This window comes from Pantoea sp. SGAir0418 (assembly GCF_043529865.1).
The window spans coordinates 2,581,474-2,595,969 of record NZ_CP027911.1 but is presented as its reverse complement, the minus strand read 5'-3'; the positions used below and the strand labels follow the sequence as shown (position 1 = coordinate 2,595,969).

Sequence of the window (14,496 nt, the reverse complement as noted above, 5' to 3'; positions counted from 1 at the left end):
TTGGTTTCACATGCAGGACTCCCTGACTTTACAGCCGATTGCCCGCGTTGACGGCACGGTAAACTTACCGGGCTCAAAAAGCGTATCAAACCGCGCCCTGTTACTGGCCGCGCTGGCGAACGGCACCACGCGCCTGACCAACCTGCTTGACAGCGATGATGTTAAACACATGCTGAATGCGCTGCAGGCGCTGGGCGTCAGCTATACCCTGTCAGCCGATCGCACCGTGTGTGAAGTGGTCGGCAACGGTGGACCGCTGCGTGCCGAACAGCCGCTGGAATTGTTCCTGGGCAATGCCGGAACCGCGATGCGTCCGCTGGCGGCCGCACTGTGCCTCGGCGAGCAGTCGGTGGTGCTGACCGGCGAACCGCGCATGAAAGAGCGTCCGATCGGCCATCTGGTCGATGCGTTACGGCAGGGCGGCGCGCGCATTGATTACCTCGAACAAACCGACTATCCGCCGCTGCGTCTGAACGGCGGATTTACCGGCGGCGAAGTCAGTGTCGATGGCAGCGTTTCCAGCCAGTTCCTGACGGCGCTGCTGATGACCGCGCCGCTGGCACAGAACGACACCACGATCACCATCAAAGGCGAGCTGGTTTCCAAACCCTACATTGATATCACCCTGCACCTGATGCGTTGCTTTGGCGTGGACGTTGATAATCAGCACTATCAGCGCTTTGTGGTGAAAGGTCAGCAGCAGTATCAGTCGCCGGGTGATTATCTGGTGGAAGGCGATGCGTCGTCAGCGTCCTATTTCCTTGCCGCTGCGGCAATTCGCGGCGGTACGGTCCGGGTTACCGGCATTGGCCGCAACAGTGTGCAGGGCGACATCCGTTTTGCCGATGTGCTGGAGAAGATGGGAGCAGTGATTGAGTGGGGCGATGACTATATTGCCTGCACGCGCGGTGCGCTGAACGCCATTGATATGGACATGAACCATATTCCGGATGCGGCAATGACAATCGCTACCACCGCGCTGTTTGCTGAAGGCACCACGCTGATGCGCAACATCTATAACTGGCGCGTAAAGGAGACCGATCGCCTGGCGGCCATGGCCACCGAGTTGCGTAAAGTTGGTGCGGAAGTGGAAGAGGGGCACGATTTTATTCGCGTCACACCGCCTGCGCAGTTACAGCACGCCGATATCGGCACGTACAACGATCACCGTATGGCGATGTGTTTCTCGCTGGTTGCGCTGTCCGACACGCCGGTAACCATTCTCGATCCCGGCTGTACGGCGAAAACCTTCCCGGATTACTTCCAGCAGCTGGCAAAAATCAGCCACGCATCCTAATCCGCCAGCCCGGTACCGCTGTGCCGGGCTTCTGAACCCTCTGCTGGCCTCACTGGCGGGAAATTGTTCTGAAACTGTCGAAATTTCTGGCGCTGTCTACGCTAAAGGGTAACCAAGCGGACGCGGGCAGCGTATAATGCCGCGCAATCCAGACAGCCAAGAAGGCTGATCATCAGCACGCAGCAACAGGAGAGAACAATGACGGCAATCGCCCCGGTAATTACCATTGATGGCCCAAGCGGCGCGGGTAAAGGGACTTTATGTAAAGCGATGGCGGAGTCGTTGCAGTGGCACCTGCTGGATTCAGGGGCTATTTATCGCGTACTGGCTCTGGCCGCGCTGCATCATCAGGTGGATATCGAGTCGGAAGAAGCGCTGCTGCCTATGGCGGCGCACCTTGACGTGCGTTTTCTGTCGGTAGACGGTGAAATGCAGGTAGTGCTGGAAGGTGAGGATGTCACCGGCGAAATCCGCACCCAGGAAGTGAGCAACACGGCGTCGCGCGTGGCGGCATTTCCACGCGTGCGTGAAGCCTTGCTGCGCCGACAGCGTGCTTTCCGCGAGGAGCCGGGTTTAATCGCCGATGGACGTGATATGGGCACCGTAGTTTTCCCGGACGCGCCCGTTAAAATTTTCCTCGATGCCAGCTCCGAAGAGCGTGCGCATCGCCGTATGCTACAGTTGCAGGAAAAGGGCTTTAGTGTTAACTTTGATCGCCTTTTATCCGAGATAAAGGAACGTGACGACCGCGATCGTAACCGCGCCATCGCGCCTTTAGTGCCAGCCGCTGATGCTCTGGTGCTGGATTCAACCAGCATGACTATTGAGCAAGTGATTGAAAAGGCACTAGATTATGCCCGCCAGAAGCTGGGCATTTAATCTTTTCGGCGACCGAATTGTAGTAACCCTGTGCCAGGGAAGCGGTGCAGGGCATGTGAAACAACCCCATCCGACAATGACGTCAGGTGGACGTTAAATTGAAGAATCCTAAGATTATCAATATGACTGAATCTTTTGCTCAACTCTTTGAAGAGTCCCTGAAAGAAATCGAAACCCGTCCGGGTTCCATCGTTCGTGGCGTCGTTGTTGCTATCGACAAAGACGTCGTGCTGGTTGATGCGGGTCTGAAATCTGAATCTGCTATCCCTGCAGAACAGTTCAAGAACGCAGCCGGCGAACTGGAAATCCAGGTGGGCGACGAAGTTGACGTTGCTCTGGATGCAGTAGAAGACGGCTTCGGTGAAACCCTGCTGTCCCGTGAGAAAGCTAAACGTCACGAAGCTTGGATCACGCTGGAAAAAGCTTACGAAGACGCTGAAACTGTTACCGGTGTTATCAACGGCAAAGTTAAAGGTGGCTTCACAGTTGAGCTGAACGGTATTCGTGCGTTCCTGCCAGGTTCACTGGTTGACGTTCGTCCGGTCCGCGACACTCTGCACCTGGAAGGCAAAGAGCTTGAATTCAAAGTAATCAAGCTTGATCAGAAGCGTAACAACGTCGTGGTTTCTCGCCGCGCGGTTATCGAATCTGAAAACAGCGCTGAGCGCGATCAGCTGCTGGAAAACCTGCAGGAAGGCATGGAAGTCAAAGGTATCGTTAAGAACCTCACTGACTACGGCGCATTCGTTGACCTGGGTGGCGTTGACGGCCTGCTGCACATCACCGATATGGCGTGGAAGCGCGTTAAGCATCCAAGCGAAATCGTCAACGTGGGCGACGAAATCACTGTTAAAGTGCTGAAGTTCGACCGCGAGCGTACTCGTGTATCTCTGGGCCTGAAACAGCTGGGCGAAGATCCATGGGTTGCTATCGCTAAGCGTTATCCGGAAGGTACCAAACTGACCGGTCGCGTGACCAACCTGACTGACTACGGCTGCTTCGTTGAAATCGAAGAAGGCGTTGAAGGCCTGGTGCACGTGTCTGAAATGGACTGGACCAACAAAAACATCCACCCATCTAAAGTTGTCAACGTAGGTGACGTGGTTGAAGTTATGGTTCTGGACATCGACGAAGAGCGTCGTCGTATCTCCCTGGGTCTGAAACAGTGCAAATCTAACCCATGGCAGCAGTTCGCAGAGACCCACAACAAAGGCGATCGCGTTGAAGGTAAAATCAAGTCAATCACTGACTTCGGTATCTTCATCGGCCTGGACGGTGGCATCGACGGTCTGGTTCACCTGTCTGACATCTCCTGGAACGCGACTGGCGAAGAAGCCGTTCGTGAGTACAAGAAAGGCGACGAAATCGCTGCCGTTGTACTGCAGGTTGACGCAGAGCGTGAGCGTATTTCTCTGGGCGTGAAGCAGCTGGCTGAAGATCCATTCAACAACTACATCACCCTGAACAAGAAAGGCGCAATCGTGACGGGTAAAGTCACTGCAGTTGACGCTAAAGGTGCTACAGTAGAATTAGCTGACGGCGTAGAAGGTTACCTGCGCGCTTCTGAAGCTTCTCTGGACCGCATCGAAGACGCCACTCAGGTTCTGAGCGTAGGTGACGACGTTGAAGCGAAATTCACCGGCGTTGACCGTAAGAACCGCGTTGTGAGCCTGTCTGTTCGTGCTAAAGACCAGGCTGACGAGAAAGAAGCTATCAACACTGTTAACACCAAACAGGAAGATGGCAACTTCTCTAACGCAATGGCTGAAGCGTTCAAAGCGGCTAAAGGCGAGTAATCGACCCGAAGCACCGGACGGTGAAAATCGTCCGGTTTCGGTAAAAGCTGTCATACCTTTCCAAACAGGGATTAACCGGAGGTTACATGACCAAGTCAGAACTGATTGAAAGACTTGCTGGCCAGCATACTCATATCCCGGCGAAAGTCGTTGAGGATGCGGTCAAAGAGATGCTCGAGCACATGGCCACTACGCTGGCCCAGGGCGAGCGCATTGAAATCCGGGGATTCGGCAGCTTTTCTTTGCACTACCGCGCACCGCGCACTGGTCGTAACCCGAAAACGGGTGACAAAGTGGAACTGGAAGGTAAATACGTTCCCCACTTCAAGCCAGGCAAAGAATTGCGTGACCGTGCAAATATCTACGGCTAAGCCGTTACCGAACGATAAAAACGACACCTGCAGGTGTCGTTTTTTTTTGCCTCGCGTTCAGGCTTGCGATCCTGCTTCCATATTGCTGTTTATTTCCTGCAACCACCATAAACTGCGCGTAATGCCTCTCTGAAATCGACATTTAGCCGCATGCTTTTGCCTCTGCCAGCGCGCACAATGCGCGGCAATGACAGAAGAGGGCGTGCGCGTGACAATAACAGTGGTAGCCAGAATGATGCTCCTCGCGGCGCTGCCGCTGGGTATGCTGCCGCACATCCCCGCTTACAGCACTATTGTGCTGCTATTAATAAGCGCACTGTTGCTGGCGTGTACGTCAGTAATGTTTTTGCGCTACGCCGGACTGGGCTTGCTGCTGTTGAGCTGGGCACTGATCGAGGCGCGTCAGACGGTCGATAACCTTGAGCAACTGACCGTGGCACCGGTGGCGGCCACGCTTCAGATAACTGCAGTGAATCCCGCGAAGAACCAGCTCACGGCGCAGGTAATCCGGGCAGGTGACCGCTACGTCTTTCCACCGTTGTTTGTCACGCTGCGTAATGTCAGCGATGAGGTCGCCTGGTGTGCCGGACAGCGCTGGCAGATGCAGCTGCGGCTACGTGCGGTGCACGCCCGGCTCAACGAGGGCGAATTTGATCTGCAGCGTTTTGCCATTGCTAACCACAGCGCGCTGCAGGGGCGTATTGTCAGCCAGCAGGCTGAGTCTCTGCGCTGCAGCTGGCGGACGCGTTTTATCGATCATCATCTGGCGCGTTTCAGCGGGTTAACGCAGCCCGCGATAGTACAGGCACTGGCCTTTGGCGTGCGTGATGCGATGACCCCGGCCCAGCGAGCCTTGCTGCGCGAAACCGGTACCGCGCACCTGATGGCCATCTCCGGCATGCATATCGCGCTGGCGGCCAGCGTAGGCTGGCTACTGGCGCGCGTCATCCAGTTAGTGTTACCTGCCAGGCAAATCGGCTATCTGATGCCGCTGCTGATCAGCGGGTTAACAGCGGCAGCTTATTGCTGGATCTCCGGCAGTCATCCGCCGGCACAGCGCGCGATGCTGGCGTTAACACTGTGGCTGGCGACGCGTATATCTGGCTGGCAGCTGAGCAACTGGCAGGTGTGGGCGCTCTGCGTGGGGAGTTTGTTATGGCTTGATCCGCTGACGGTGCTGTCAGAAAGCTTCTGGCTGTCGGCGCTGGCCGTGGCGATGCTGATACTGTGGTTTCAGTGGTTTCCTCTGCCGCCACGTTTCCGCCAGTCGCGTCGCTGGCTCATGCTGCGACTGCTGCACCTGCAATTGGGCATGATGATTCTGATGGCGCCGCTGCAGATCTTTCTGTTCCACGGGCTCAGCCTGAGCGCGCTAGTGGCCAACCTGCTGGCGGTGCCGGTGGTGTCGCTGATTACCGTGCCGCTGATTCTGCTGGCGATGCTGTTGCCGCTGCCTGCAATCGCTGTTCCGCTATGGCAGCTGGCCGATCTGTCGGTCAGCCTGGTGATGCATGGGCTGGCGTGGCTGCCCGCCGGCTGGTGGCGCTGGAGCGATACGCTGCCGGCGGTGCTGCTGCTCTGGGCCGGGCTGGCGCTGTGGCGTAGCGGCTTGCTCGCGAAGGCGCTGATGCCCTGCTGCGCGCTGTTGCTCTCGCTGTGGTTCTGGCGCAGTAATGCCCAGCAGGACGACTGGCAGATTGACATGATCGATGTCGGACATGGTCTGGCGGTGGCGATCAGCCAGGGAGATGAGGTGATGCTGTATGACAGCGGACCCGGCTGGGCAGAGGACAATGCAGGCGGGCGCATTCTGTTACCCTGGCTGCACTACACCGGGCGCCAACTGCAAGGGGTGATCCTGAGCCACAAGCATCTCGATCACCGTGGTGGATTAGCCGCGCTGCAACAGGCGCAGCCTGGTCTGCGGGTTCGCAGCGCGCTCGGCGAGCCCGGGCATCTGCCGTGCTATCGCGGCCAGCAGTGGCAGTGGGGGCGTTTGCACTTCCACGCGCTATGGCCGCCGCACGCGCAGACCGCCGGGCAAAATAACGACTCCTGCGTAGTGCGCGTGGATGATGGTCAGTTTAGCCTGTTACTGACCGGGGACATTGAGCTGGAGGCGGAGCGCAAGCTGGTCGCCCTGGAAAAGGGCGGCTTACAATCTACGGTTATCCAGGTGCCCCATCATGGCAGCCGGAGCTCCTCCGGCCCTTTACTGTTACGGAGTGTTGCCGGGCAGGCGGCGCTGGCTTCGCTGGCGCGCTATAACGCCTGGCGTATGCCCGCCATCGCCGTGGTCCAGCGTTACCGCGAGCAGGGCTATCGCTGGTATGACACTGCGCAATCAGGCCAGATTCACATCGCGATACGGCAGGGTCGCTGGCAGATTAAGGGGTTAAGAGAGCAAATAATCCCCCGCTGGTATCATCAGTGGTTTGGCGTCAAACGCGATTCCAGGTAGAATGAGCGGCTATTTCAAACAGCGTGAATAAATAATGCATCAAGACAAAGACCTCTCAACGTGGCAGACATTTCGCCGACTCTGGCCGATGATTGCACCGCACAAGGCTGGCCTGATTGTGTCCGCCGTGGCGCTGATACTCAATGCGGCAGGCGACACCCTAATGCTCTCCCTGTTGAAACCTTTACTGGATGATGGTTTCGGCAAAGCCGACAAATCCGTTCTGCTGTGGATGCCGCTGGCGGTCATCGGCCTGATGCTGATCCGCGGCGTAACCAGTTATATCTCCAGTTACTGCATCTCATGGGTCTCCGGCAATGTGGTGATGAACATGCGCCGTCGCCTGTTCGGCCACATGATGGGCATGCCGGTTGCATTCTTTGACCAGCAGTCTACCGGTACGCTGCTGTCGCGGATTACCTACGATTCTGAACAGGTGGCCTCTTCCTCCTCCAGCGCGCTGGTGACGGTGGTACGCGAAGGCGCATCGATCATTGGCCTGTTCATCATGATGTTCTACTACAGCTGGCAGCTGTCACTGATTCTGATCCTGCTGGCGCCGCTGGTCTCTTTTGCCATCCGCACCGTATCCAAACGCTTCCGCAGCATCAGCAAAAATATGCAGAACACCATGGGGCAGGTAACCACCAGTGCTGAGCAGATGCTGAAAGGGCACAAAGAAGTACTGATTTTTGGCGGACAGGAAGTAGAAGCTGAGCGTTTCTCGCAGGTGAGCAATAAAATGCGCCAGCAGGGCATGAAACTGGTTTCGGCCTCTTCGATTTCCGATCCGGTAATCCAGCTGATCGCGTCGCTGGCGCTGGCGTTTGTGCTGTATGCTGCCAGCTTCCCGAGCGTGATGGATACCCTGACTGCCGGTACCATCACCGTGGTGTTCTCGTCGATGATCGCCCTGATGCGCCCGCTGAAATCGCTGACCAACGTCAATGCCCAGTTCCAGCGCGGCATGGCGGCCTGTCAGACGCTATTCACTATTCTGGATAGCGAGCAGGAGATCGACAATGGCAAGCGCGAAATCACGCGTGCGAAAGGGGACGTTGAATTCCGCAACGTGACCTTTACCTATCCGGGCCGCGACATTCCGGCGCTGCGTGATATTAATCTCACGCTGCCCGCGGGTAAAACCGTGGCGCTGGTGGGCCGTTCCGGCTCGGGTAAATCCACCATGGCCAGCCTGCTGACGCGTTTTTACGATATTAACGAGGGCGAGATTCTGCTGGATGGCCACGACCTGCGGGAATACACCCTGCGCTCGCTGCGTAATCAGGTGGCGCTGGTCTCGCAGAATGTCCATCTGTTCAACGACACCATCGCCAATAACATCGCTTATGCGCGCAACGGTGAATACACCCGCGAGCAAATCGAGCAGGCGGCGACCATGGCGCACGCCATGGACTTCATCAACAAGATGGATAACGGTCTCGATACGGTCATTGGCGAAAACGGCGTGCTGCTGTCTGGTGGCCAGCGTCAGCGTATCGCCATTGCCCGTGCGCTGCTGCGTGACTGCCCGATTTTGATTCTCGATGAAGCCACTTCGGCGCTGGATACCGAATCCGAACGCGCCATCCAGTCGGCGCTGGACGAGCTGCAGAAGAACCGCACGTCGCTGGTGATTGCGCACCGTCTCTCCACCATTGAAAAGGCCGACGAAATCGTGGTGGTCGAGGATGGGCGAATCGTGGAACGCGGTACCCATGAGGTGCTGCTGGCGCAGAAGGGCGCTTATGCGCAGCTGCACAAACTGCAGTTCGGTCAATGATTGAACGTATCTGGAGCGGACGCTCGCCGCTGTGGCTGCTGTTGTGGCCGCTGAGTCTGCTGTATGGCGCTATCACCTGGCTGATTCGCCTGAGCTATCAGCGCGGCTGGCGTACCCGCTGGCGCGCGCCCTGTCCGGTCATTGTCGTTGGCAACCTGACCGCAGGCGGCAACGGTAAAACACCGCTGGTGATTTGGCTGGTGCAGGCGCTGCAACAGCAGGGGCTGCGTCCGGGTGTGGTGTCGCGCGGTTACGGCGGTAAGGCGGAACGCTATCCGCTGCTGGTCAATCAGGATAGCGCGACGGAACAGGCTGGTGATGAACCGGTGCTGATCGCCCAGCGCACTCAGGTGCCGGTCGCAGTAGCACCGCAGCGCCGGCTGGCAATCGAGGCCCTGCTGGCGGCGCATCCGCTGGATGTGATTGTGACGGATGATGGCCTGCAGCACTATGCGCTAGAGCGCGATCGCGAAATCGTGGTGGTGGATGGCGTGCGTCGCTTTGGCAACGGCTGGTGGTTACCGGCCGGGCCGATGCGTGAACGCGCATCGCGGCTGGCGCAGGTAGATGCCGTGGTGGTCAATGGGGGCAGCGCACAGGCTGGCGAGATCGCCATGACGCTGCAGCCGGGTCTGGCGGTCAATCTGCTGACCGGCGAACAGACTGCGCTGACGCAGCTGCCGCCAATTGTCGCGATGGCCGGCATCGGTCATCCGCCGCGTTTCTTCACTACGCTGCAGCAGCAGGGCGTGCAGCCGGTGGCAGAGATAGCCTTTGCCGATCACCACGCTTATAGCGAAGAAGAGTTACGCAGCCTGACTCAGGATGCACAGTGCCTGCTGATGACGGAAAAAGACGCGGTCAAATGCCGCCATTTTGCCCGCGCTAACTGGTGGTATCTGCCGGTGGATGCGCATCTGGCGGGCGCGCCGCTGGCCGCATTGCTGGCCGATCTGACGCAACTCTGTACGGCTGCGCGCGACGCCCGGTCGCGCTAACCATTCAAAGGGACGACGTAATGACCAGCACGCATTCCCTCTCTCTGCAAACCGCCCGCAATCTGCACCTCTCTGCCCAGGGCCTGCTACGCCCGCCGCGCCGTCAGGCGCGTTTTGCCGATATTCACGCCTGTGTGCGGCAGATGTCGCTGCTGCAAATCGATACCATTAATGTGGTCGCGCGCAGTCCGTATCTGGTGCTGTTCAGCCGCCTGGGCGCTTTTCCTGCTGAGTGGCTGGAGCAAACGCTGGCGGCGGGCGCGCTGTTTGAATACTGGGCGCATGAAGCCTGTTTTATCCCTTTTGAAGATTATCCGCTGCTGCGTCACCGCATGCTGGCTCCGCAGCGCCTGGGCTGGAAATACAATCAGCAATGGGTGGATCAGCATCAGCAGGAGATCGCCGATCTGCTGCAACATATCGCCGCCACCGGTCCGGTTCGCGCCGCTGATTTTGCCAGTGACAAGCACACCAAACCCGGCTGGTGGGCGTGGAAGCCGCACAAGCGACATCTGGAGAACCTGTTTAGCGCCGGTGAGCTGATGGTTGTCGAGCGCCGTAACTTCCAGCGCGTCTACGATCTGCGTAGCCGGGTGATGCCGCACTGGCGCGACGAGCAGCATGCGCTGAGCGAGAACGAGGCGGTGATGCAGATGCTGGATCACAGCGCGCGCAGCCTCGGCATTTTCCGCGCCAGCTGGCTGGCCGATTACTACCGGCTGAAACGCGCGCCCATTGCACTCTGGCTGGCGCAGGCCGCTGAGCAGGGAGTGATTCAGCGCGTTGAGGTTGAGCAACTGGGCGAGATGTGGCTGCACCATACGCTGCTGCCGCAGTTGGCGCAGCCGCAGGGCGCCACACACAGCGCGCTGCTGTCACCGTTTGATCCAGTGGTATGGGATCGCCGCCGCGCGCTTGAGTTGTTTAATTTTGACTACCGCATCGAGTGCTACACGCCAGAGCACAAACGCAAATACGGCTATTTTGTCCTGCCGCTGCTGCACCGCGGCGCACTGAAAGGGCGCGTCGATGCCAAAATGGATCGCCAGGCGCAGCGCCTGATTCTGCGGGTCTTCTGGCTGGAGCCCGGCGTGCGCGTGAGCCAGCAGTTTCTCGCCGATGTGCATAAAGCCATTAACCGCTTCGCCGCCTGGCAGGGCGCCAGCGAAGTGGTGCTGGAAAACGCGCCTGATGCGCTGCGGGCAGCCTGGTCCACGCACTGGCACGTCAGCATATAAGCCGATGGCGGCGCGCCGTCCCTGATTGCGCTATGGTATGCTAATCCTCTGACGTATCGGTCCTGAAAGGAGAAAAGTATGGATCACCGTTTACTTGAGATTGTGGCCTGTCCGGTCTGCAACGGAAAACTGTATTACAACAAAGAGCAGCAGGAGTTGATCTGCAAACCCGACGGCCTGGCGTTCCCGGTGCGTGACGGTATTCCGGTATTGCTGGAAGTAGAAGCGCGCACCCTGTCCGTTGAAGAGATTCATCCATGAGTTTCGTGGCGATTATTCCGGCACGCTACGCCTCCACGCGCCTGCCGGGCAAACCGCTGCTGGATATTCACGGTAAACCGATGGTGGTGCACGTGATGGAGCGTGCACGCGAGTCCGGCGCCGAGCGGGTGATTGTGGCCACCGATCATCCTGACGTGGCGGCGGCAGTGACCGCTGCCGGCGGGGAAGTCTGCATGACGCGCGCCGACCACCAATCTGGTACCGAGCGCCTGGCCGAGGTGATTGAAAAGTATCAGTTTGCTGACGATACCATCATCGTGAACGTGCAGGGCGACGAGCCGATGATTCCGGCGGAGATTGTGCGTCAGGTCGCGGACAATCTGGCCCAGGCGGATGCCGGCATGGCCACGCTGGCGGTACCGATTCACGAGGCAGAAGAGGCGTTCAATCCCAACGCGGTAAAAGTGGTCACCGATGCCAGCGGCTATGCACTCTATTTTTCACGTGCGACCATTCCGTGGGATCGCGAACGTTACGCGCAGTCGCGTGAGCAGATTGGCGACACGCTGCTGCGCCACATCGGTATCTATGCCTATCGCGCCGGTTTCATCCGTCGCTATGTGGCATGGCAACCCTGTGCGCTGGAGCAGATCGAGTTGCTGGAGCAGCTGCGCGTGCTGTGGTACGGCGAAAAGATCCACGTGGCGGTAGCGGCCACCGTGCCGAGCGTCGGTGTGGATACGCCGGACGATCTGCTGCGCGTGCGTGAAGCGATGCAGGCATAATCGTCAGCGGCCAGCGACCCGGCTGGCCGCAAAGTTTGATCTGGCGCTAAGTTTTGCGCCGTCATGACCTCCAGGATGGTGCAATGAGTTAACTCCGGAGGACTCTTCCATGGAACAACTCCGTGCAGAACTGGCACTGGTGCTGGGCGAAGGCGTCAGCCGGCTGGAAACCATCAGCGAACAGGCACAATCGCGGCTTTACGCCCTCTATGATGACCACGGCAAGCCGATGCCGCTGGTGGCCAAATATTTTCGTCATCAGGGACGCGCCGCGCTCGAAGCGAAAAAACTCACCATGCTGGCGCATGAAGGGCTGATTACGCTGCCCACGGTGTATGGCTTGGTTTTGAGTCAGCAACCGCCGGCGCATGAAATGCTGCTGCTGGCGCGCTTAAATGGCGTATCGGCCGAAGCGCCAGCGCGCACGGCAGCGCGCTGGGAGCAGCTGTGTGAGCAGATTGTCGAAGGGCTGCTGGCGTGGCACCGCATTGACAGCCATGGCCTGGTCGGCAGCGTTGACAGCGTGCAGGAAAATCGCTGGCCGGCATGGTATCGCCAGCGGGTGGAGGTGCTGTGGTCCACGCTGGGCTATCTGTCGCCCCCCGGATTTACCCACGCCGATCGTCAGATTCTGTTTCGCAGTCGCGAACAGCTGGCGCAGCTGTTTGCCGGCTTTGACGACCCGTGCGTGCTAATGCACGGCAATCTGCGTCTCGCCAGTATGCTGAAAGACCCGCACAGCGATCAGCTGGTGGCGATGACCCAGCCGGGCACCATTTTGTGGGCACCGCGTGAGTTTGAGCTGATGCGCCTGGCGGAAAACGGTGCTGAAGCATCGCTGCTGCAGCACTATTTACAGCGTGCGCCGGTGGATGAAGGTTTCGTCTGGCGCCGCTGGCTCTATCAGCTGTGGGATTGCGTTGACACGCTGATCAGCAGCGGCCAGTTTGACCGGCCGCGCTTTGACCATGCCCGCGCTCAGCTACTCCCCTGGCTCGGCTGAAGGTTCGCCACTGCCGCGCAGCCGCTGCCAGATCAGCCCCAGCGTTTCGTACACCGCGCGCTGGCTATGGCTGAGCCACAGCGGCGAGGGCAGCGTGCGATCCCAGACGCTGATCGGTGAGGTGATCGCCAGCTGGTTAGCCGGTGCCGGTAGCGGATTCAGGCCGGCGCTCTGGAAAAAGTGCATGGCGCGTGGCAGATGGTTGGCAGACGTCACCAGCAGAAACGGATGCTGCCCGATGGTCTGCTTCACCGCCAGCGCTTCTTCGCCGGTGTCATGCGGCTGATCCAGCACGATGATGGCATCGTCGGGCACGCCAAGGCTGCGCGCCACGTCGGCGGCAACGCTGGCGTTACTGCGCGGATTGTAGCCCGCAGCGGCACCGGTGAAGATCATTTTGGCCTGAGGATAGCGTCGCCACTGGCGAACGCCTTCGGTCACGCGCGGCAGGCTGTTGTTCAGCAGGTTGGAGCTTGGTGCCCACTGCCGGTTATAGGTGTAACCCCCGCCCAGCACCACGATATAGTCCACCGGCTCGCTGCCATTCCACGTGGCATACTGGTTTTCCAGCGGGGCCAGCAGCCGATCGGCCACCGGTTGCAGACTCAACAGTAACAGCATCAGCCAGCTCAATGAGATAAGGATTTTGCCGCTTTTTTGCCAGCGGCTGAACCAGAGCAGTAAAAGTCCTGCCGCCATAAGCGTTAACAGCAATGGCAAAGGCAGTAGCATCGCGCCAATCCATTTTTTTAAGGCAAAAAACATCGAAAACGTCTCCTTTTGTCCGAAAAAACAGCAGCCAGACAGTTACTGCGGCATGAAAGGTTCATTCTTGTCGAGCCTGTGACAAAATAGCACAAGTTGAATGCATCAAAGCGGAGCCATCACCATGCAGGATCGTAACTTTGACGATCTGGCGGATAAATTCTCGCAAAATATTTATGGCACCCGTAAAGGCCAGGTGCGTCAGGCGATCATCTGGGACGAGCTGAACGCCATTCTGCCGACGCTGCCCGCTGGCCCGCTGACGGTGCTGGATGCCGGTGGTGGTGTCGGTCAGATCTCCAGCGGTCTGGCTGCGCAGGGGCATCAGGTATTGCTGTGCGACCTGTCGGGCGAGATGCTTAAGCTGGCCGCCGCCCATGCGCACAGCGCAGGTGTGAGCCACAACATGCAATTCAAACAAATTAGCGCGCAGCAGGTTGGCGAACATTTGGATAAGCCGGTGGATCTGGTATTGTTTCACGCTGTGCTTGAGTGGGTGGCGGATCCGCTGGCGGTGCTGCAGGCGCTGTGGCATACGCTGAAACCCGGTGGTGTGCTGTCGCTGATGTTTTATAACGCGCACGGCCTGACGTTCCGCACCCTGACGCTCGGCAATTTCGGCTATCTGCGCGCCAACATGAACAAGCGCAAAAAACGCACGCTGTCGCCGGATTTCCCCCGCGATCCTGACGATGTACAGCGCTGGCTGACGCAGTGCGGATTTATCACCGAGCAGCGTGCCGGTATCCGCGTGTTCAGTGACTACATGAAGCCGCAGCCCGGCGCCGGGAAGAGCGTTGAGGAAATTATTGAGATGGAACGGCGCTACTGTCGTCAGGAGCCCTTTTTGAGCTTAGGGCGCTATATCCACGTGACTGCGCGCAAACCCAGGTAGAAG

Annotated in this window: 13 protein-coding genes; 12 read left to right on the top strand and 1 reads right to left on the bottom strand. The window is 58.6% G+C overall.

The features are described from left to right. Positions 1 to 10: 10 nt before the first annotated feature. From aroA to C1N84_RS12035, 11 genes are all read left to right on the top strand, one after another. On the top strand, positions 11 to 1,297 hold the full coding sequence (aroA, locus tag C1N84_RS12085) for a 3-phosphoshikimate 1-carboxyvinyltransferase (RefSeq protein WP_058769547.1): 1,287 nt from the start codon (positions 11 to 13) through the stop codon (positions 1,295 to 1,297). 198 nt (positions 1,298 to 1,495) lie between these two features. After that, positions 1,496 to 2,176: a (d)CMP kinase gene (cmk, locus tag C1N84_RS12080; RefSeq protein ID WP_394541632.1), complete on the top strand. Its 681-nt coding sequence runs from the start codon at positions 1,496 to 1,498 to the stop codon at positions 2,174 to 2,176. A 122-nt stretch (positions 2,177 to 2,298) separates the two neighbouring features. Further along, the gene (rpsA, locus tag C1N84_RS12075; protein ID WP_021508345.1) at positions 2,299 to 3,972 is read left to right on the top strand and encodes a 30S ribosomal protein S1; all 1,674 of its coding nucleotides are present in this window, start codon (positions 2,299 to 2,301) and stop codon (positions 3,970 to 3,972) included. Between the two features lie 86 nt (positions 3,973 to 4,058). Next, complete coding sequence (gene ihfB / locus C1N84_RS12070) at positions 4,059 to 4,343, top strand: integration host factor subunit beta (protein WP_010618275.1); 285 nt, start codon at positions 4,059 to 4,061, stop codon at positions 4,341 to 4,343. Positions 4,344 to 4,575: 232 nt separating this feature from the next. Then, complete coding sequence (locus tag C1N84_RS12065; RefSeq protein ID WP_264441460.1) at positions 4,576 to 6,804, top strand: DNA internalization-related competence protein ComEC/Rec2; 2,229 nt, start codon at positions 4,576 to 4,578, stop codon at positions 6,802 to 6,804. 34 nt (positions 6,805 to 6,838) lie between these two features. After that, a complete protein-coding gene (gene msbA / locus C1N84_RS12060) occupies positions 6,839 to 8,587 on the top strand; it encodes a lipid A ABC transporter ATP-binding protein/permease MsbA (protein WP_021508343.1) in 1,749 nt (582 codons plus the stop codon). After that, a complete protein-coding gene (lpxK, locus tag C1N84_RS12055) occupies positions 8,584 to 9,585 on the top strand; it encodes a tetraacyldisaccharide 4'-kinase (protein ID WP_264441459.1) in 1,002 nt (333 codons plus the stop codon). Before msbA ends, lpxK begins: the two co-directional genes overlap by 4 nt. Before the next feature lie 20 nt (positions 9,586 to 9,605). Continuing rightward, the gene (locus C1N84_RS12050) at positions 9,606 to 10,823 is read left to right on the top strand and encodes a winged helix-turn-helix domain-containing protein (RefSeq protein ID WP_264441458.1); all 1,218 of its coding nucleotides are present in this window, start codon (positions 9,606 to 9,608) and stop codon (positions 10,821 to 10,823) included. Positions 10,824 to 10,901: 78 nt separating this feature from the next. After that, complete coding sequence (locus C1N84_RS12045) at positions 10,902 to 11,084, top strand: Trm112 family protein (protein ID WP_010618270.1); 183 nt, start codon at positions 10,902 to 10,904, stop codon at positions 11,082 to 11,084. Beyond that, positions 11,081 to 11,830 carry a 3-deoxy-manno-octulosonate cytidylyltransferase gene (gene kdsB, locus C1N84_RS12040; protein WP_058757760.1) on the top strand — a complete coding sequence of 250 codons (750 nt, stop codon included), beginning with the start codon at positions 11,081 to 11,083 and terminating at the stop codon, positions 11,828 to 11,830. The genes C1N84_RS12045 and kdsB overlap by 4 nt, the downstream gene beginning before the upstream one ends. A 109-nt stretch (positions 11,831 to 11,939) precedes the next feature. After that, the gene (locus C1N84_RS12035; protein WP_264441456.1) at positions 11,940 to 12,833 is read left to right on the top strand and encodes a YcbJ family phosphotransferase; all 894 of its coding nucleotides are present in this window, start codon (positions 11,940 to 11,942) and stop codon (positions 12,831 to 12,833) included. On the opposite strand, the gene elyC is transcribed toward C1N84_RS12035, so the two are convergent. Continuing rightward, entirely contained in the window at positions 12,813 to 13,598 is a 786-nt protein-coding gene (elyC, locus tag C1N84_RS12030) for an envelope biogenesis factor ElyC (protein WP_021508338.1), read from the bottom strand. The two genes, C1N84_RS12035 and elyC, sit on opposite strands and share 21 nt — an antisense overlap. Before the next feature lie 124 nt (positions 13,599 to 13,722). On the opposite strand from elyC, the gene cmoM reads away from it, so the two are divergent. Continuing rightward, positions 13,723 to 14,493, top strand: a complete 771-nt coding sequence (gene cmoM, locus C1N84_RS12025; RefSeq protein WP_058769552.1) for a tRNA uridine 5-oxyacetic acid(34) methyltransferase CmoM — start codon at positions 13,723 to 13,725, stop codon at positions 14,491 to 14,493. The last annotated feature ends 3 nt before the right edge of the window (positions 14,494 to 14,496 follow it).

Excerpts from the sequence above, each read along its gene's own strand:
- aroA (WP_058769547.1), top strand. The coding sequence starts at position 11 with ATGCAGGACTCCCTGACTTTACAGCCGATTGCCCGCGTTGACGGCACG.
- cmk (WP_394541632.1), top strand. The coding sequence starts at position 1,496 with ATGACGGCAATCGCCCCGGTAATTACCATTGATGGCCCAAGCGGCGCG.
- rpsA (WP_021508345.1), top strand. The coding sequence starts at position 2,299 with ATGACTGAATCTTTTGCTCAACTCTTTGAAGAGTCCCTGAAAGAAATC.
- ihfB (WP_010618275.1), top strand. The coding sequence starts at position 4,059 with ATGACCAAGTCAGAACTGATTGAAAGACTTGCTGGCCAGCATACTCAT.
- C1N84_RS12065 (WP_264441460.1), top strand. The coding sequence starts at position 4,576 with ATGATGCTCCTCGCGGCGCTGCCGCTGGGTATGCTGCCGCACATCCCC.
- msbA (WP_021508343.1), top strand. The coding sequence starts at position 6,839 with ATGCATCAAGACAAAGACCTCTCAACGTGGCAGACATTTCGCCGACTC.
- lpxK (WP_264441459.1), top strand. The coding sequence starts at position 8,584 with ATGATTGAACGTATCTGGAGCGGACGCTCGCCGCTGTGGCTGCTGTTG.
- C1N84_RS12050 (WP_264441458.1), top strand. The coding sequence starts at position 9,606 with ATGACCAGCACGCATTCCCTCTCTCTGCAAACCGCCCGCAATCTGCAC.
- C1N84_RS12045 (WP_010618270.1), top strand. The coding sequence starts at position 10,902 with ATGGATCACCGTTTACTTGAGATTGTGGCCTGTCCGGTCTGCAACGGA.
- kdsB (WP_058757760.1), top strand. The coding sequence starts at position 11,081 with ATGAGTTTCGTGGCGATTATTCCGGCACGCTACGCCTCCACGCGCCTG.
- C1N84_RS12035 (WP_264441456.1), top strand. The coding sequence starts at position 11,940 with ATGGAACAACTCCGTGCAGAACTGGCACTGGTGCTGGGCGAAGGCGTC.
- elyC (WP_021508338.1), bottom strand. The coding sequence starts at position 13,598 with ATGTTTTTTGCCTTAAAAAAATGGATTGGCGCGATGCTACTGCCTTTG.
- cmoM (WP_058769552.1), top strand. The coding sequence starts at position 13,723 with ATGCAGGATCGTAACTTTGACGATCTGGCGGATAAATTCTCGCAAAAT.